Here is a 19,603-nt window from a genome sequence, read left to right on the forward strand (position 1 = left end):
TAGGATACCACCGTCCATCTGAGCAGCACCAGTGATCATGTTTTTAACGTAATCAGCGTGTCCTGGGCAGTCTACGTGTGCGTAGTGACGAGTAGGAGTATCGTATTCTACGTGTGAAGTAGAGATGGTGATACCACGTGCTTTTTCTTCAGGCGCGTTATCGATTTGATCGAAAGCCTGTGCGTTACCACCGTAAGTCTTTGAAAGAACTGTAGTGATTGCTGCAGTTAGCGTAGTTTTACCGTGGTCAACGTGGCCGATTGTACCCACGTTTACGTGGGGTTTCGTACGTTCAAACTTTTCTTTTGCCATTTTTCTCGTTTCCTAAGTTAAAAGTCCGACCCACCAATAGACCGGACCGAACCTTCATTTAGATTAAATTCTAGATTCAATAATAGCCTGCGCCACATTGTTCGGCGCCTCAGAATAATTGAAGAACTCCATTGAGTATGAAGCACGACCTTGTGTTTGTGAACGCAAGTCAGTTGCGTAGCCAAACATTTCTGAAAGCGGCACTTTAGCACGTATTATTTTAACACCTGCGACGCCATCTTCCATACCTTCGATCATGCCGCGGCGACGATTAATGTCACCAACTACATCACCCATCCAGTCTTCTGGAGTAGTCACTTCAACTTTCATTGTGGGTTCAAGTAACACCGGATTTGCTTCTGCGGCGCCTTTTTTGAAACCCATAGAGCCGGCGATCTTAAACGCCATTTCAGAAGAGTCAACATCGTGGTATGAACCGTCAAACAACGTAACCTTTACATCAAGTACTGGATACCCTGCAAGAACACCACTTCGCATCTGCTCCTGAATTCCTTTATCGACCGCTGGAATGAACTCTTTTGGTACCACACCACCGACGATTTCGTTCACAAATTCGTAGCCTGAACCTTCTTCTTGAGGCTCAATGCGCAGCCATACATGACCAAATTGGCCGCGGCCGCCTGACTGACGAACGAACTTCCCTTCAACTTCAACAGATTTACGAAGGGTTTCACGATAAGCAACCTGAGGGTTACCTACGTTACATTCAACTTTAAATTCGCGCTTCATGCGGTCGACAATGATATCAAGGTGAAGTTCACCCATACCTGAGATAATCGTCTGGCCTGTCTCGTCGTCAGTTTTCACTTTGAATGACGGATCTTCAGCTGCAAGCTTGCTTAGGGCTATGCCCATTTTCTCTTGGTCAGCTTGCGACTTAGGCTCAACCGCAATTGAAATTACCGGCTCTGGGAACTCCATACGCTCTAGCGTAATAACATGGTTAGGGTCACAAAGCGTATCACCGGTTGTTACATCTTTAAGGCCAATGGCCGCAGCGATGTCACCTGCGCGTACTTCTTTAATTTCTTCACGGTCTTTCGCGTGCATTTGCACAATACGACCAAAGCGCTCACGCTTGCCCTTAACAGGGTTGTAAACCGTATCACCCGTGTTTACTACACCAGAGTAACAACGGAAGAAGGTTAGCGTACCCACAAATGGGTCGGTCGCTATTTTAAATGCTAGCGCTGAGAACGGCTCATCGTCGCTTGAATGACGCTCTGCTTCTGTCTCGTCTTTGTCGTCAAGTACACCAGTGATGGCCTTAACTTCTGTTGGAGACGGAAGATAATGAATAACAGAGTCTAGTACTGCCTGAACACCTTTGTTTTTGAAGGCACTGCCACAGGTGGCAAGAACAATTTCGTTGTTCAGCGTACGCTGACGAAGGCCTGAACGAATTTCTTCCTCAGAAAGCTCTTCACCTTCCAAGTATTTATTCATTAGCTCATCAGATGCTTCTGCAGCCGCTTCGATCATTTCGGTACGGTACTGCTCAGCGGTATCTAAATATTCAGCCGGAATGTCTTCATAGGTAAATGTCATACCCATGTCTTCTTCATTCCAGTTGATGGCTTTCATCTTCACAAGGTCGATGACGCCATGGAAATTCTCTTCAGCGCCCATGTTGATTTGAATCGGAACACAGTTTGCGCCTAAACGCTTGCGGATTTGACCCACAACACGTTCAAAATCAGCGCCAGCCCGGTCCATCTTATTAACGAACACAAGGCGTGGCACTTGATATTTGTCAGCCTGTCGCCAGACTGTCTCTGATTGAGGTTCTACCCCAGAAGACCCACAGAAAACAACCACTGCACCGTCTAGTACACGCAATGAACGCTCTACTTCGATAGTAAAGTCAACGTGTCCAGGGGTGTCGATGATGTTGATCCTGTGTTGATCGAACTGTTGCTCCATACCAGACCAGAAACAAGTCGTTGCAGCAGACGTGATAGTAATACCACGCTCCTGCTCTTGCTCCATCCAGTCCATGGTAGCAGCACCATCGTGCACTTCACCGATTTTGTGAGACAGTCCTGTATAAAACAGAACACGCTCTGTGGTCGTGGTTTTACCCGCGTCCACGTGAGCCACAATACCAATATTGCGATAACGCTCAATCGAGGTCTTACGAGGCATAAATCTCTCTCAGTTAAATAACGTTGATTACCAACGGTAGTGAGCAAACGCTTTGTTTGCTTCGGCCATACGGTGAACGTCTTCACGTTTCTTAACCGCTGAACCTTTATTATCTGCTGCGTCTAGCATTTCAGCCGCTAGGCGTTGTGCCATAGACTTTTCGCCACGTTTACGTGCAGCTTCAACCATCCAACGCATACCTAGCGCGTTACGACGAACTGGACGTACTTCAACTGGAACCTGATAAGTAGAACCACCAACACGACGAGACTTAACCTCTACTGTTGGGCGGATGTTATCAAGCGCTTCCTCGAAGATATCTAGGTGTGCTTTGCCGGTTTTTTCAGCAACAATATCAAGCGCACCGTAAACGATTTTTTCAGCGACTGACTTTTTGCCGTCGAGCATTACGACATTCATGAATTTCGCAAGCAGTTGTGAACCAAATTTTGGCTCTGGTAGGATTTTACGTTGACCTACGACTCTTCTTCTTGGCATTTTCTATTCTCCGTATGAATTCAGGGAAAACCCAAAACTCTTAAACTTCAGTTTGGCCTTACTAACGGAGAACCGTTATGACTTAGGCTTCTTCGCGCCGTACTTAGAACGGGCTTGTTTACGATCGTTTACACCTGCGCAGTCAAGAGTACCGCGAACTGTGTGATAACGAACACCTGGTAGATCTTTAACACGACCACCACGGATAAGTACTACACTGTGCTCTTGTAGGTTGTGACCTTCACCACCGATGTATGAAGAAACTTCAAAACCGTTAGTTAGACGTACACGACATACTTTACGTAGTGCAGAGTTTGGTTTCTTAGGCGTAGTAGTATATACACGAGTACATACACCACGTCTTTGTGGACAAGCTTGTAGAGCAGCTACGTTGCTTTTTTCAACGGGCTTTCTACGCGGCTTGCGCACTAACTGGTTAACTGTTGCCATTAACTAGCTCCTGATTAAAAACTACGAAAACCCAATCACTGTGATTGGGTCCATATTAATGCGATTAATTGTTTAATCGCTCTTGTTTGTGAATATTGTGCTCGTCAACATTCACTGAGCGCTGATACAAAAAACCGCGACCGTTTATCGAGCCACTTATTGGCTATCCAAAATCGGGTCGCGGAATATTAAAGATCATCGCTCTGACTGTCAAGGTGTACAAAGGTTAAGCAGTTAATTTATCTGCAATCTGTACAACTGGACTGCCAAATTGTTAGGAGTACGTTAACGTACTCCTATGATCTTGCCTTATTCGGCAGTATCTTCGTCTGCACCAGCATTAAGCGCTTCGGTTAGTGCCTGTTCTGCTTCAGCAGCAGAAACTGACATTTCTTCGATTTGCTCTTTGCGACGTTGTGCACGGCGTTCGTGGTAAGCGAAACCTGTACCCGCTGGAATTAGTCGACCAACGATTACGTTTTCTTTCAGACCGCGTAGGTCATCTTCTTTACCTTGAACCGCAGCTTCAGTTAGAACACGTGTTGTTTCTTGGAACGATGCCGCTGAGATAAATGACTCAGTAGACAGTGACGCTTTAGTGATACCAAGCAGCTGTGTTTCGTACTGCGCTGGGATCTTGCCGTGTTTTTCAATTTCACGGTTAGCCACTTTAACGTTCGATACTTCAACCTGTTCGCCTTCAAGGAACTGCGTATCGCCTGGATTAGTGATAATGCACTTGCGTAGCATCTGACGGATAACTACTTCAATGTGCTTATCGTTAATCTTAACACCCTGTAGACGGTAAACTTCCTGAACTTCGTTCACGATGTAGTTTGCTACAGCTGAGATACCACGTAGACGTAGGATATCGTGTGGAGACTCTGGACCATCAGCGATAACTTCGCCTTTTTCCACTTTCTCACCTTCGAACACGTTAAGCTGACGCCACTTAGGAATCATCTCTTCGTACGCGTCACCCTCAGCAGGTGTAATTACAAGACGCTTCTTACCTTTGGTCTCTTTACCGAAGCCGATAGTACCTGAGATTTCTGCAAGGATAGCAGGCTCTTTAGGCTTACGTGCTTCAAATAGGTCCGCAACGCGCGGTAGACCACCCGTGATATCACGAGTCTTCGAGCTTTCCTGAGGAATACGTGCTAGCACGTCACCTTCGTTAGCTACTTTGCCTTCTTTCGCTTCGATGGTTGTGAAGCTTGGAAGACGAATTTCTTGAAGACCGAACTCGTCGCTTTCAAGAATTAGCTTAGGCTCTTTAGAGTTTACTTTCGCAAGGTCTTTAACAACGATACGGGTTAGACCAGTAAGCTCGTCTTGCTGCATTTCGGTGTTAGAGTCATCAATGTCTGCGAAGCTAATCTTAGCTGCACGTTCAGTGATGATTGGGTGACTATGCGGATCCCAGTTAGCAACAACGTCGCCAGCTGCAATAGTTGCACCGTCATCCACGCTAAGTACAGCACCGTAAGGTACTTTATAGCGCTCTTTCTCACGGCCTTGCTCGTCGATAACAGTAAGTTCTGTTGAACGAGAAACGATAACCACTTTGCCGTCAGAGTTACGTACGAATTTCGCATTGTGTAGCTTAAGGCTACCCGCCGTCTTAACTTGTACGCTGTTCTCAGCAGATGCTCTTGATGCCGCACCACCGATGTGGAACGTACGCATGGTAAGCTGTGTACCTGGCTCACCGATTGACTGTGCTGCAATAACACCAACCGATTCACCGCTGCCCACCATGTGACCACGTGCAAGGTCACGACCGTAACACTTAGCACAAACACCGAAGTCGTTGTCACAAGTGATTACCGAGCGAACCATAATTTGGTCAACTGAGTTAGCTTCAAGCATGTCTACTAACGCTTCGTCTAGAAGAACGTTACGCTCTACTAGTACTTCGTTAGTACCTGGCTTAAGTACATCTTCTGCTACCACACGACCTAGTACACGCTCGCGTAGTGGCTCAACAACGTCACCACCTTCGATTAGTGGTGTCATTTGAACACCTTCGAATGTGCCACAGTCGTCGTTAGTGATTACCAAGTCTTGTGCAACGTCTACTAGACGACGCGTTAGGTAACCCGAGTTAGCTGTCTTAAGTGCGGTATCCGCAAGACCTTTACGAGCACCGTGAGTTGAGATGAAGTACTGTAGTACGTTCAGACCTTCACGGAAGTTCGCCGTAATTGGGGTTTCGATGATTGAGCCATCTGGCTTAGCCATCAGACCACGCATACCAGCTAGCTGACGAATCTGAGCGGCACTACCACGAGCACCTGAGTCGGCCATCATGTAAACAGAGTTAAATGATGATTGCTCTTCTTCTTCGCCATCGCGGTTAATTACGATGTCAGTCTTAAGGTTATCCATCATGGCCTTAGCAACTTTTTCGTTAGCATTTGACCAGATATCGATAACTTTGTTGTAACGCTCACCCGCGGTAACAAGACCGTTTTGGAACTGTTCCTGAATTTCAATAACTTCTGCTTCCGCTGCATCGATGATGTCTTTCTTAGCAGCAGGGATAACCATATCGTCGATACCAACAGACGCACCCGCGATCATCGCGTAGTGGAAACCGGTATACATGATTTGGTCAGCAGCAATTACTGTGTCTTTCAGACCTAGCGTACGGTAACAAGCATTCAATAGTTTTGAAATTTGCTTCTTGCCCATCGCTTGGTTGATGATTTCAAACGGCAGACCCTTTGGAAGGATCAGTGAGAAAATCGCACGACCAACAGTAGTGTCAGTTAGCGTTACTTTCTCAGTTTTGTTGCCATCTTCATCGATGTCATATTCAGTAATACGTACTTTAACGCGAGAGTGAAGCTCAGCATTACCTGTACGGTATGCTTTTTCTGCTTCATTCGGGCTGGTGAATACCATGCCTTCGCCTAAGCCGTTTACTTTGTCACGCGTTAGGTAATAAAGACCCAATACAACGTCCTGTGAAGGTACGATGATTGGCTCACCATTCGCAGGTGACAGAATGTTGTTCGTTGACATCATAAGTGCACGTGCTTCTAGCTGTGCTTCGATTGTCAACGGAACGTGTACCGCCATTTGGTCACCATCGAAGTCGGCGTTGTACGCCGCACACACTAGCGGGTGAAGCTGAATCGCTTTACCTTCGATTAGAGTTGGTTCGAATGCTTGGATACCCAAACGGTGAAGTGTAGGTGCACGGTTAAGTAGTACCGGGTGTTCGCGGATAACGTCGTCTAGTACGTCCCAAACCTCTGGTGCTTCGCGCTCTACAAGCTTCTTAGCTGCTTTAATTGTTGTCGCAAGACCACGACCTTCAAGCTTACCGTAGATAAACGGCTTAAATAGCTCAAGTGCCATCTTCTTAGGAAGACCACACTGGTGAAGACGTAGCGTAGGACCAACGGTAATTACAGAACGGCCTGAGTAGTCAACACGCTTACCAAGAAGGTTTTGACGGAAACGACCTTGCTTACCTTTGATCATGTCTGCAAGCGACTTAAGTGGACGCTTGTTAGAACCGGTAATCGCACGACCACGACGTCCGTTATCTAGAAGCGCATCTACAGACTCTTGAAGCATACGCTTTTCGTTGCGTACGATGATGTCTGGAGCAGCTAGGTCTAGAAGACGCTTAAGACGGTTGTTACGGTTAATAACACGACGGTAAAGGTCGTTAAGGTCAGACGTTGCAAAACGGCCGCCATCTAGTGGTACTAGAGGACGAAGATCTGGTGGAAGTACCGGAAGTACCGTCATGATCATCCACTCTGGCTTGTTACCAGACTGTTGGAATGACTCAAGCAACTTAAGACGCTTAGTAATTTTCTTACGCTTAGTTTCAGAGTTGATTGAAGGCAGCTCTTCACGCATAGCCGCAACATCTGCGTCTACGTCTAGTGCAGTTAGAAGATCGAATACTGCCTCAGCACCCATCTTCGCTTCAAACTCATCACCGTGCTCTTCAAGTGCATCCAAGTACTCTTCTTCGTTAAGAAGTTGGCTGCGCTCAAGCGTAGTCATACCTGGCTCTGTAACCACGTATGATTCAAAGTAAAGTACACGTTCAATATCACGAAGTGTCATATCTAGCATTAGGCCGATACGAGACGGAAGTGATTTAAGGAACCAGATGTGTGCTACCGGGCTAGCTAGCTCGATGTGACCCATACGCTCACGACGTACTTTAGTCAGTGTAACTTCAACGCCACACTTCTCACAGATAACACCACGGTGCTTAAGGCGCTTATACTTACCGCAAAGACACTCGTAGTCTTTAACCGGACCAAAGATACGCGCACAGAACAGACCGTCACGCTCAGGCTTGAACGTACGGTAGTTAATTGTTTCAGGCTTTTTAACTTCACCGAATGACCATGAACGGATCATGTCAGGTGAAGACAGACCGATTCGAATATTATCGAATTCTTCAGTCTTGTTTTGTTGCTTTAGAAACTTTAATAAGTCTTTCACATTACTCTCCCAGCGGAGTCAGTCTCTAGAACCCGGCGCAAGCGCCGGGCCATCTCATAACATTACGTGGCTAACGCCGTATTACTTTTCTTCAAGCTCGATGTTGATACCCAACGAGCGAATTTCTTTAAGTAGTACGTTGAATGACTCTGGCATGCCAGGTTCCATTCTGTGGTCGCCATCGACGATGTTCTTGTACATCTTGGTACGGCCGTTAACGTCATCCGACTTAACGGTAAGCATTTCTTGAAGGGTATATGCTGCACCGTATGCTTCAAGTGCCCACACTTCCATCTCACCGAAGCGCTGACCACCGAACTGTGCTTTACCACCAAGAGGCTGCTGTGTAACAAGGCTGTAAGAACCCGTAGAACGCGCGTGCATTTTGTCGTCTACTAAGTGGTTCAGTTTCAGCATGTACATGTAACCAACCGTAACTGGACGCTCAAATTCGCGACCGGTACGACCGTCAAACAAAGCAATCTGACCGCTTTCTGGAATGTCAGCAAGCTTCAGCATTTCTTTGATTTCAGATTCACGAGCACCGTCGAATACAGGTGTTGCTACTGGAACACCCTTACGAAGGTTTTCCGCTAGACGACGAACTTCGTGGTCTGTGAAGCTATCGATGTCTACTTCTTGGTGATTCTCACCAAGCTCGTACACCTTCTTCAAGAAGTCACGTAGTTCAGCCAGCTCGCGCTGCTCTTTAATCATGCGATCAATCTTCACACCAAGACCGTGTGCAGCCATACCCAAGTGCGTTTCTAGGATCTGACCGATGTTCATACGAGACGGTACACCTAGTGGGTTAAGAACGATATCTACCGGCGTACCGTTAGCATCGTATGGCATGTCTTCTACAGGCTGGATAGTCGAGATAACACCTTTGTTACCGTGACGACCGGCCATTTTATCACCCGGTTGGATGTGACGCTTAACCGCAAGGTAAACCTTAACGATCTTAAGCACGCCAGGTGCTAGGTCATCGCCTTGAGTAATCTTGCGACGCTTACCTTCAAACTTCTTATCGAAATCAAGTTTGATTTCAGCATGCTGATCAGCGATTTGGTCTAGCTCTAGCTGTGCATCTTCACTGTTAAGTGCGATTTCAAACCACTTTTCACGCGGCAGGCTGTCAAGCTTAGCTTGGTCAACACCAGCACGTAGTAGTGCAGTTTGTGCACGTGCGAAGATACCGTCTGCAAGAATTTCGAACTCGTCAGTAAGGTCTTTCTTAACCTGACGTAACTGCATATCTTCAATTTCTAGCGCACGCTTGTCTTTCTCTACACCGTCACGGGTAAATACTTGAACGTCGATTACCGTACCGTGAACAGAGTTAGGTACACGTAGAGACGTATCTTTAACGTCAGACGCTTTCTCACCGAAGATTGCACGTAGTAGTTTTTCTTCTGGCGTAAGCTGCGTTTCACCTTTAGGCGTTACTTTACCTACAAGGATGTCACCGCCTTTCACTTCCGCACCAATGTAAACAACACCTGATTCATCAAGCTTGCTTAGTGCAGATTCACCCACGTTCGGGATATCAGAAGAAATCTCTTCTGGCCCAAGCTTAGTATCACGAGCGATACAGCTAAGCTCTTGAATGTGGATAGTAGTAAAACGGTCTTCCTGCGCTACACGCTCAGAAATAAGGATTGAATCCTCAAAGTTGTAACCATTCCACGGCATGAACGCGATACGCATGTTCTGACCAAGTGCAAGATCACCTAGGTCTGTTGAAGGACCATCAGCTAGCACGTCGCCTGCAACAATCGGGTCGCCAACACTACAAGTAGGCTTCTGATTGATACACGTGTTTTGGTTAGAACGTGTGTACTTAGTCAGGTTGTAGATATCGATACCCGCTTCACCTGGAAGCATTTCATCTTCGTCTACTTTAATAACGATACGGCTGGCATCTACGTAATCAACCACACCACCGCGCTTAGCAACTACAGTAACACCTGAGTCAACCGCGATAGTTCTTTCCATACCGGTACCAACTAGCGGCTTATCAGCGCGTAGTGTAGGTACTGCCTGACGTTGCATGTTCGCACCCATAAGTGCACGGTTCGCATCATCGTGCTCTAGGAATGGGATAATGCTTGCAGCAATTGAAACGATTTGCTGAGGTGAAACGTCCATGTACTTGATGTCTTCTTTCGGCATCAAGGTAGTTTCACCACGGTGACGACATGGAATTAGGTCGTCAACCAACTCGCCTGCTTCAGTCAACGCGATGTTTGCCTGAGCGATTGCGAATTGACCTTCTTCAATTGCAGATAAGTAATCGATTTCGTCTGTTACGACACCGTCTACAATGCGACGGAACGGCGTTTCTAGGAAACCGAAGTCATTGGTACGCGCGAAGCTTGCCAATGAGTTAATTAGACCGATGTTCGGGCCTTCCGGCGTTTCGATTGGACATAGACGACCGTAGTGAGTCGGGTGTACGTCTCGAACTTCGAAGCCTGCACGTTCACGTGTAAGACCACCCGGGCCTAATGCAGAAATACGACGCTTATGCGTTACTTCTGATAGCGGGTTGTTTTGGTCCATGAACTGAGAAAGCTGAGATGAACCGAAGAACTCTTTAACCGCAGCCGAGATAGGCTTAGCGTTAATAAGATCTTGTGGCATCACGTTGTCTAGGTCGCCTAAGCTTAGACGCTCTTTAACTGCACGCTCAACACGTACAAGACCAACGCGGAATTGGTTTTCTGCCATTTCACCTACAGAACGGATACGACGGTTACCTAGGTGATCGATGTCATCTACTTCGTCTTTACCGTCACGAATCATTATTAGCTGCTTCATTACAGAAATAATGTCTTCTTTATCTAGTGTACCAGCTCCAATAAGTTCTTCACGGCCAAGACGGCGGTTGAACTTCATGCGGCCAACAGAAGATAGGTCGTAACGTTCATCAGAGAAGAACAAGTTATCGAACAAGGTTTCAGCTGCATCTTTTGTTGGTGGCTCACCAGGACGCATCATACGGTAAATTTCAACTAGTGCTTCAAGGCGGTTAGTTGAAGAATCGATACGTAGCGTATCTGAAATGTATGAACCGTGATCTAGCTCGTTGATGTAAAGCGTTTCGAACTCTTTGATACCCGCTTGGCTAAGTGCCGCTAGGTTTTCAAGGGTTAGTTCGTCGTTCGCGCTTACAATCACTTCGCCTGTGTCTTCGTTTACATAAGTAGCTGCGTAAACACGGCCAATTAGGTAATCGGCTGGAACTTCAAGTTCTGTAAGACCGGCTTTTTCTAGTGCACGCGTGTGGCGCGCAGAAATACGACGACCCGTTTCAACAACAACGTTGCCTTCACCGTCAATGATGTCAAAAGCAGCCGTCTCACCACGTAGGCGATCTGGAACCACTTCCATCATTAGTTTGTCTTTGTCGATACGTACGCTTACTTTGTCGAAGAAAGTATCTAGGATTTCTTCAGACGTCATTTCAAGTGCGCGTAAGATAATCGTTGCAGGCAACTTACGACGACGGTCGATACGTACGAATAGGTTATCTTTCGGGTCAAACTCGAAGTCTAACCACGAACCACGGTAAGGAATTACACGTGCGTTATAAAGCACTTTACCTGACGAGTGGGTTTTACCTTTGTCGTGATCAAAGAATACACCAGGTGAACGGTGTAGCTGTGACACGATAACACGCTCTGTACCATTGATAACGAACGTACCGTTCTCAGTCATCAACGGGATCTCGCCCATGTACACTTCTTGTTCTTTAATATCTTTTACGGTACCTGGCGCAGCGTCTTTATCGAACAACACTAACCGTAGTTTTACTCTTAACGGAGCAGAGAAAGTTACGCCGCGAATTTGACATTCTTTAACGTCGAAAACGGGCTCTCCCAGGCGGTAGCTTACATACTGAAGCTCTGAACTACCTGAGTAGCTTTTAATTGGAAAAACGGAACGAAATGCTGCTTCCAAACCGTATTGAGCATCTGCATCGATCTCAATAAACTTTTTGAAAGAATCAAGCTGAATTGAAAGAAGGTATGGAATTTCCAATACCTGTGGGCGTTTGCCAAAATCCTTACGGATACGTTTCTTTTCGCTATAAGAGTAAACCATGGGTTCCTCAGCCTGCTGATTTATGACCCAACCTGCTGCAAAATGCTTTAAAACGCGTGCTATGGGCTAAAAGCTACGTTTCAAATGGCGCACTAAGCAACAAACTTCCACAACCCTTTTTCGGGCAGATACACCAGCATACAACAAAATTTAACCAATTATTAGTTAACTTGTTGGATTTTTATGCTTTTTATGGGTATTTCCGAATGGCGCTTTAAGTAGTGTAACCAAGGGTTAGATTCTACACACTATACAGCGCAAAAAGGCTGGTGGTTTAAAAAACCACCAGCCTTGCCGTCTCAGGCAATAATCTGACTATGTCAGATTACTTGATTTCTACTTCTGCACCAGCTTCTTCAAGCTCTTTCTTAAGTGCTTCAGCTTCATCTTTGCTTACGCCTTCTTTGATAGCTTTAGGAGCAGACTCAACTACTTCTTTAGCTTCTTTAAGACCTAGGCCAGTCGCGCCGCGAACTGCTTTGATAACTGCAACTTTGTTGCCACCGAATGAAGTCATTACAACGTCGAATTCAGTCTTTTCTTCTGCAGCAGCAGCGTCACCGCCAGCAGCTGGACCAGCAACAGCAACAGCAGCTGCAGCAGATACGTTGAATTTTTCTTCAGCCGCTTCGATTAGTTCAACCAGTTCCATTACTGGCATTTCAGCGATTGCGTTTAAGATATCTTCTTTAGTTAGAGCCATGTTCTCTAAACTCCTGGGTATAAAATGTTAAAAAAATCAATATGCCAAAAACGCCAATTACTTGGTGTCTTTGACCGCCGCCAATACGCGCACAAACTTGCCAGGAACTTCGTTGATTGTTTGAACGAATTTCCCAACTGGTGCTTTGAAGGTTGCAAGTAGTTTCGCAAGCGCTTCGTCGCGGGTAGGTAGTGCTGCAACTGCGTCCAATTTCTCTGGACCAAGAAGACCGCTACCAATAGATAGTGCTGTAACTTTTAGCTTATCGTTAGTCTTACCGAAGTCTTTGAAAAGACGTGCCGCACCGCCTGGTGCGTCGATAGAGAAACCATAGATAAGCGGACCAGTTAAGGCGCTGTCTAAGTCTGCAAATTGACTGTCTGCTAGAGCACGCTTTGCAAGAGTGTTACGTACAACCTTTAGGTATACGCCTTGCTCACGAGCTTTAACACGTAGGTCAGTCAGTTCTGCAACTTCCATCCCACGGTATTCAGCAACGGCTACGGATAGAGCGCGAGACGCAACTTCAGAAACTTCTGCTACGATCTCTTTTTTTGCTGCTAAACCTAGTGCCACTGAGTTCACCTCTTTGTATCTGACTTTGTTTGCGGTTACCCGCTTACGCCGTCAGGGTTCACAGATTGATACCAACCCTCATGGTTGATACCGCTCTACGGTGTTTGTTACCCCAGAGAGTCTGAGTCAAACCACCGTCTGCGCAGGTTGTTGTATTAAGCAGTGTGTTGACTGTGAAAGTTCTCTTACCTCTTTCACCACACCGCACCTGCGGTCTAGGACGGGAGCTGCTTACTAGCACTGCTAATTGTCACAGCTCCAACCCATAACCTTTAAGAGATTTCGATGAGCCTAAGCTCAGCGAAATTAAAGACCTACAGAAGCCTTATCAAGAGCAACACCAGCACCCATTGTAGTGCTTAGGCTGATCTTCTTGATGTATGTACCTTTCGCAGAAGAAGGCTTAGCTTTCTTCAATGCTTCAAGTAGCGCTTCAAGGTTTTCTTGAATTTGGTTCGCTTCGAACGCGATCTTACCGATGCTAGCGTGGATGATACCGTTCTTATCGTTACGGTAGCGTACCTGACCAGCTTTAGCATTCTTAACTGCCGTTGCAACGTCAGGCGTTACAGTGCCAGTTTTTGGGTTAGGCATAAGGCCACGTGGACCTAAGATTTGACCTAGTTGACCAACAACACGCATTGCGTCTGGGCTAGCAACTACTACGTCAAAGTTCATTTCGCCTTTCTTAACTTGCTCAGCTAGGTCATCCATACCAACGATGTCTGCACCAGCTTCTTTAGCTGCTTCAGCATTTGCACCTTGAGTGAATACTGCAACGCGAACGTCTTTACCAGTACCGTTAGGTAGTACAGTTGCACCACGAACGTTTTGGTCAGATTTCTTCGCATCGATACCAAGGTTAACAGATACGTCTACGCTTTCTGCGAACTTAGCTGTTGCTAGTTCTTTAAGAAGCGCTACTGCTTCGTTGATTTCGTACTCTTTAGTAGAGTCAACTTTGTCGCGGATTAGGCGAGCGCGTTTAGTTAATTTAGCCATTCGATTAGTCCTCTACGTTCAAGCCCATTGAGCGAGCAGAACCCGCGATAGTGCGTACCGCTGCATCTAGATCAGCTGCAGTAAGGTCTGGCTCTTTAGTTTTAGCAATCTCTTCCAACTGAGCGCGAGTAACTTTACCCACTTTTTCAGTGTTAGGACGGCCAGAACCACTCTTGATGCCCGCTGCTTTCTTAAGCAGGTAAGACGCAGGAGGAGTCTTAGTTTCGAATGTGAAAGAGCGATCTTCGTATACAGTAATTTCTACTGGTACTGGAGCGCCTTTCTCAAGGCTTTCTGTTTTCGCGTTGAAAGCCTTACAGAATTCCATGATGTTTACACCGTGTTGACCTAGTGCAGGACCAACTGGTGGACTTGGGTTAGCAGCGCCTGCTGCTACCTGAAGCTTGATAATACCGCTTACTTTTTTAGCCATTTTACATGCTCTCTTGTTTGGGTCTAACGCCTCGCAAATACAGAGATTATTTGCTCAATCGGCTTCCCGTTTCCGTTTAAAAGGGCGCGCATTATATAAGGTGATTAATTACTATGCAAGGGCTATTTAGAATAAAAAACCATCGAAAGGTCAGTATTTTTCATAGGCAAAGTGAATCAGAGTTATGTTGGCTTTACGCACACAGTGTGAAGCTCATCATTTATTTTGAAAGGATAATCAAACAATGGAAAAACCTACAGAATTAAACAATCATGAGATCTCAAATGTTTCTGGTGCACTTTGGGCCAATGCTTTAGGCGCTATAGCCGGTGGCATAGGTGGTTTCTATGGGGCAATTATTGGTGGCGGGCGTAACGCATCGTTCAGTACCATCGCTACAGGAACACTTGCCGGAATGGGTGCAGGCGCTTTAAGTCCGGTTAAAGGTTTCAGCTCTCTCGCAACATCCGTAGGTGGTGGGTTAGTTTCGGGCGCTATAGCAAATTTGGCGTCGGATCTAGAGGGTTTAGAAACAACAGATGAGTGAAGGTCAAATTTAAAATGGTAGATATCGGAACGGTGTTCATTTGGGTCATGGTAATTTGTGGAATGAACCTAATCTTAAAACGTGCGCTGGGTGTCAGATTTTGGGACTCTTTTACAAAGAGCGATAAAGTCTCTGAAAAAACCGCAACAATATTGCAGTTTATGTTTATGTTTCTTTCGCTTATTAGCTGTTATTTCTGGCTTATTTAGGTCAAGAGGATGCTACGTTGTAGTAACATGCAAATTTTTATAAATATTCACCGCTCTCCTTTTATCGTTATCTAGATACAAAAAAGCCCCGTCAAACGGGGCTTTTTAAAAATGCTATACGGTAGCTTGAATAGGCTTAGCCTTTTTCTACCTGACCAAATTCTAAGTCTACTGGAGTAGAACGACCGAAGATAAGCACCGATACTTTTACGCGGCTCTTTTCGTAGTCTACTTCTTCTACCACACCGTTGAAGTCTGCAAATGGGCCATCGATAACGCGAATAACTTCGCCTGGCTCGAACAGCGTCTTTGGTCTTGGCTTATCAACGTTTTCTTCAAGACGATTTAAGATAGCGTCAGCTTCTTTCTGCGTGATTGGCATAGGGCGATCAGATGTGCCGCCGATGAAACCAAGTACGCGAGGTACGCTTTTCACTAAGTGCCATGACTCTTCCGTCATCGCCATTTCTACCAATACATAACCTGGGTAGAACTTACGCTCAGACTTACGCTTTTGACCCGCACGCATTTCTACTACTTCTTCTGTTGGTACTAGTACCTGACCGAAGTAGTCTTCCATGTTGTGCATCTTGATGTATTCAAGCAGGGTCTTCTTAACGCGAGACTCATATTGTGAATAGGCTTGAACTACGTACCATCTTTTCTTTACTGCTTCTTCTTCAGACATACGGTTATGCTCCTATTCCTGTAATAAAGCCAACTACACGAACGATGATGCCGTCTAGTCCCCATAAAATTAGTGCCATAATTAACGTCGCTGCAAGCACGATAAGTGTAGTTTGGTTCGCCTCTTGGCGAGTTGGCCACACAACCTTGCGAACTTCTGTGCGAGACTCTTTAGCGAAGCTCAAGAAGGTGCTACCTTTGTCGGTAGTTGCCGCGATGAAACCAGCTATACCAACAACTACAACAATTGCGATGGCACGGTATAGTACCGAGATCTCACCGTACATTGTATTAGCGGTTACTAAACCGGCAAGTAGTGCAAAAACCACTACCCATTTAAACATGTCCAATGCATTGGACTGATTTTCCGTCTTTTCGCTCATGTTACGATCCTAGCACTACAGCGTCGTTGTTTTACGCATCTAAAAAATGCGCAACTTAAAAATTCTTAGTTTAAGTAAATTTGGCAGGGGTGGAGGGACTCGAACCCCCAACCATCGGTTTTGGAGACCGCTGTTCTACCAATTCGAACTACACCCCTGTGGTGTCGATAAGACAAAATTTACTTACACTGCCCTTGTGAGTTGTGCGTCTTTTCTAAGGAAAGTGCGGTATCGCAAGGGAGGGACGCGTATTATACTTAACCACTTTCAAGATACAAGCGGTTTATCCATCCCATCTGCGATTGAACGCTAATTCGCGCCTTGCCTATTCAACGCCTATAAATCCGCCCGTTTGGTGCGCCCAAAGCTTGGCATATATGCCATTGTGCGCAATAAGCTCTGTATGGGTTCCCTGCTCTACAATGTTGCCCTTATCCAGAACAAGTAACCTGTCCATTTGCGCAATGGTCGACAGTCGATGCGCAATAGCCAGCACGGTTTTGCCTTCCATCACTTTGTCCAGACACGCTTGAATAGCTGCTTCAACTTCTGAATCTAGCGCTGATGTGGCTTCGTCCAGCACTAATACAGGCGCGTCTTTCAGTAACACTCGCGCAATAGCAATGCGCTGGCGCTGACCGCCTGAAAGCTTCACGCCTCGTTCACCCACGTGAGCGTCGTACCCTGTTCTACCGTGACTATCGGTAAGCGTAAGAATAAAGTCGTGCGCTTCGGCCTGTTTGGCTGCACGGATCATATCTTCTTCTGTCGCGTCGGTTCGACCATAAAGGATGTTGTCGCGTACGGAGCGGTGCATCAGTGAAGTATCTTGTGTCACCATGCTGATTTTGGCGCGAAGGGTTTCTTGGCCTACTTCAGTAATATCTTGGCCGTCAATAACAATACGACCACTCTGGGTATCGTAAAAACGCATGAGCAAATTAACCAGTGTCGATTTACCCGCGCCAGAACGCCCCACTAAGCCCACTTTTTCTCCGGGCTTAATGGCTAAATCCAAGTTAGTGAACACATCAATAGGTTTGTTGTCTGCACCTGAATAAGAAAAATGCACATTATCGAAATTAATCCCGCCGCCATTTACCTTTAACGCATCGGCTTTTGGCTTGTCTTTTACTGCAATAGGCTGCGCTAGTGTATTCATGCCATCCTGCACCGTGCCTAAGTTTTCGAACAAACCTGATACTTCCCACATAACCCAGTGCGACATACCGTTTAGTCGCAAACACAAACTAATAGCAATGGCGATATCGCCCGGGCTCGCGATGTTTTCCATCCACAAATACACAGATAGCGCACCAATGGTGAAAATAAGAATGGCGTTAGCCATTTCCACGCAGAATTCCAACACGGTAACCAAACGCATTTGCGGGTAAACCGTCTTAAGAAAACCATCCATACTTTCTTTTGCGTAATCCGCTTCGCGGCGACTGTGTGAAAACAGCTTCACCGTTGTGATATTGGTATAGCTATCGACAATACGCCCAGTCATTAATGAGCGCGCGTCGGCTTGCTTTTGCGACACTTCTTTTAGTTTTGGTACCAGCACCTTCAAGATACCGATATACACAAAAAACCACACGATAAGCGGCATGGCTAAGCGCCAGTCAGTGCTGAAAATAAGCACTACCATAGAGATAAAATAAACACTGATGTACACCAGCAAATCGAGAACCTTGGTCACGGTTTCTCGTACCGATAGCGCTGTCTGCATCACCTTGGTAGCAACACGGCCGGCAAACTCATCGTGGAAGAAGGTTAAACTTTGGCCAAGCAAATAGCGGTGAGCCTGCCATCTAATGCGCATGGGATAATTCCCCATCAAGGACTGACGAGAAAATAGCGAGCGCAACAAGATAAACAATGGAATAAAAACGAGAACGGTTAAACCCATGCCAATGAGGGTAAATTTTTGGTCCGCTAAAAACGTGGCTCGGTTTTGATCAGAGAACCAGTCAACTAACTGCCCTAAAAAGCCAAACAACGCCACTTCTAACATGGCAACAATGGCACTTAGCACGGAAACAGTAAGGATTACGCCCCACATGCCTTTTGTGTAGTATTTACAATGCAACGATACCTGTTGGCGGTTGGGTAGGCGGCGTGTCAGGGAAAGGCTGGGTCAGCTTTTCAAAAAATGAAAACATGTAGAACTCGTTAGTTATTCAGTGACAGAGCACGTTTACGTATGCCCCAAAATGCTTAGGTCACAATTCTACACGATAACTGAAAGTGTGTTGAACTTTGCGGCGCCTTTTTACCGCAAAGCTCATTTAACATTGGTTAATATTTGGCAAAGCTTATTGCCTAATGAAAAGCTTAGTGAAGGGTTTAGTAAAGCGCTTATCAAAAACCAGTCGAAGCATGGCGAGTTATCTGCAAACCTTCACTCTGCAAAGCCCAATTTAGCCAGTATGCTTTCCACTTTTTCAGCGTGCTCAGCCTGCCACTGTTCAAGTGACATGGAGCCATCTTTCTGGGCTCGCTTTTGGGCAATGTCATAGGCTGCTAGCGCCTCATCTCTTGGAATTGCTGCAATGCCCTCTTCGTCTGCAACAATGATATCTCCGGCGTGAACCGTTACACCAGCACAGGTAATCGGCTCATTTAACGGGGCTATACACTTTTTGGCTCCTGGCTTGGGTATAACGCCCCTGGCAAATACCGGGAATTTGTTGTCACGGGTTTCAGCAAGATCGCGTATAACACCATCAATCACGAAGCCTTTAATGCCGCGAGACTGGGCTATCGCGCAGACGTTACCGCCCGCAACAGCGAATTCATCATCGGCTTCCACAACAATAATGTCACCGGGGCTTGCGCGATATATCGCCGCATGCAGCATAAGATGGTCTCCCGGCTCACACTTAACGGTAAATGCTGGACCCGCAATGCGTGGCATGCCTTCCCACAATGGTTTTATCGCATAGTGCATGAACTGCTCTCTTGGCAGCGCATCGGCGTACTCACAGGGTGATACGCTATCGAAAGGGGTATTGTGTAAGTCCATCGCCGTTCCTTGAATGT

At 46.2% G+C, this 19,603-nt stretch carries 14 protein-coding genes, 1 tRNA gene and 1 pseudogene; 1 reads left to right on the forward strand and 15 read right to left on the reverse strand.

The features are described from left to right. The 10 genes from BIZ39_RS10150 to rplK form a co-directional block, all read right to left on the reverse strand. Positions 1-312: GTP-binding protein (locus BIZ39_RS10150; protein WP_239217646.1), on the reverse strand; the 312-nt coding region annotated here is incomplete at its 3' end. Positions 313-375: 63 nt separating this feature from the next. Continuing rightward, positions 376-2,478, reverse strand: coding sequence for an elongation factor G (gene fusA / locus BIZ39_RS10155; RefSeq protein WP_014951035.1), 2,103 nt, complete (start codon positions 2,476-2,478; stop codon positions 376-378). A gap of 27 nt (positions 2,479-2,505) precedes the next feature. Then, a complete protein-coding gene (gene rpsG / locus BIZ39_RS10160) occupies positions 2,506-2,976 on the reverse strand; it encodes a 30S ribosomal protein S7 (protein ID WP_014951036.1) in 471 nt (156 codons plus the stop codon). Positions 2,977-3,051: 75 nt separating this feature from the next. Continuing rightward, positions 3,052-3,426 carry a 30S ribosomal protein S12 gene (gene rpsL / locus BIZ39_RS10165; RefSeq protein WP_014951037.1) on the reverse strand — a complete coding sequence of 125 codons (375 nt, stop codon included), beginning with the start codon at positions 3,424-3,426 and terminating at the stop codon, positions 3,052-3,054. Positions 3,427-3,735: 309 nt separating this feature from the next. Then, entirely contained in the window at positions 3,736-7,908 is a 4,173-nt protein-coding gene (gene rpoC / locus BIZ39_RS10170) for a DNA-directed RNA polymerase subunit beta' (RefSeq protein ID WP_071816177.1), read from the reverse strand. 81 nt (positions 7,909-7,989) lie between these two features. Further along, a complete protein-coding gene (rpoB, locus tag BIZ39_RS10175) occupies positions 7,990-12,018 on the reverse strand; it encodes a DNA-directed RNA polymerase subunit beta (RefSeq protein WP_014977618.1) in 4,029 nt (1,342 codons plus the stop codon). A 325-nt stretch (positions 12,019-12,343) separates the two neighbouring features. Further along, entirely contained in the window at positions 12,344-12,721 is a 378-nt protein-coding gene (rplL, locus tag BIZ39_RS10180) for a 50S ribosomal protein L7/L12 (protein ID WP_015068303.1), read from the reverse strand. Positions 12,722-12,778: 57 nt separating this feature from the next. Further along, on the reverse strand, positions 12,779-13,297 hold the full coding sequence (gene rplJ / locus BIZ39_RS10185) for a 50S ribosomal protein L10 (RefSeq protein WP_014951041.1): 519 nt from the start codon (positions 13,295-13,297) through the stop codon (positions 12,779-12,781). A gap of 306 nt (positions 13,298-13,603) precedes the next feature. After that, positions 13,604-14,299, reverse strand: a complete 696-nt coding sequence (gene rplA / locus BIZ39_RS10190) for a 50S ribosomal protein L1 (RefSeq protein WP_014951042.1) — start codon at positions 14,297-14,299, stop codon at positions 13,604-13,606. Positions 14,300-14,303: 4 nt separating this feature from the next. After that, positions 14,304-14,732, reverse strand: a complete 429-nt coding sequence (gene rplK / locus BIZ39_RS10195) for a 50S ribosomal protein L11 (protein WP_014951043.1) — start codon at positions 14,730-14,732, stop codon at positions 14,304-14,306. Positions 14,733-14,976: 244 nt separating this feature from the next. Between rplK and BIZ39_RS10200 the strand changes: the two genes are divergently transcribed. Then, positions 14,977-15,279 (forward strand): hypothetical protein, encoded by a 303-nt coding sequence (locus tag BIZ39_RS10200; RefSeq protein WP_061096048.1) that lies wholly within the window; start codon positions 14,977-14,979, stop codon positions 15,277-15,279. Between the two features lie 345 nt (positions 15,280-15,624). On the opposite strand, the gene nusG is transcribed toward BIZ39_RS10200, so the two are convergent. The 5 genes and pseudogenes from nusG to BIZ39_RS10225 form a co-directional block, all read right to left on the reverse strand. Next, the gene (nusG, locus tag BIZ39_RS10205) at positions 15,625-16,176 is read right to left on the reverse strand and encodes a transcription termination/antitermination protein NusG (protein ID WP_014951044.1); all 552 of its coding nucleotides are present in this window, start codon (positions 16,174-16,176) and stop codon (positions 15,625-15,627) included. A gap of 4 nt (positions 16,177-16,180) precedes the next feature. Next, the gene (secE, locus tag BIZ39_RS10210; RefSeq protein WP_187446905.1) at positions 16,181-16,558 is read right to left on the reverse strand and encodes a preprotein translocase subunit SecE; all 378 of its coding nucleotides are present in this window, start codon (positions 16,556-16,558) and stop codon (positions 16,181-16,183) included. A gap of 81 nt (positions 16,559-16,639) precedes the next feature. Beyond that, a tRNA-Trp gene (locus tag BIZ39_RS10215) sits at positions 16,640-16,716 on the reverse strand. A gap of 167 nt (positions 16,717-16,883) precedes the next feature. Then, positions 16,884-18,723 (reverse strand): annotated as a pseudogene (locus BIZ39_RS10220) (ABC transporter ATP-binding protein). A gap of 239 nt (positions 18,724-18,962) precedes the next feature. After that, a complete protein-coding gene (locus tag BIZ39_RS10225; RefSeq protein WP_187446906.1) occupies positions 18,963-19,586 on the reverse strand; it encodes an RraA family protein in 624 nt (207 codons plus the stop codon). Positions 19,587-19,603: the final 17 nt, after the last annotated feature.

This window comes from Alteromonas sp. BZK5 (assembly GCF_014349115.1).
In the GTDB taxonomy this organism is placed as follows: domain Bacteria; phylum Pseudomonadota; class Gammaproteobacteria; order Enterobacterales; family Alteromonadaceae; genus Alteromonas; species Alteromonas macleodii.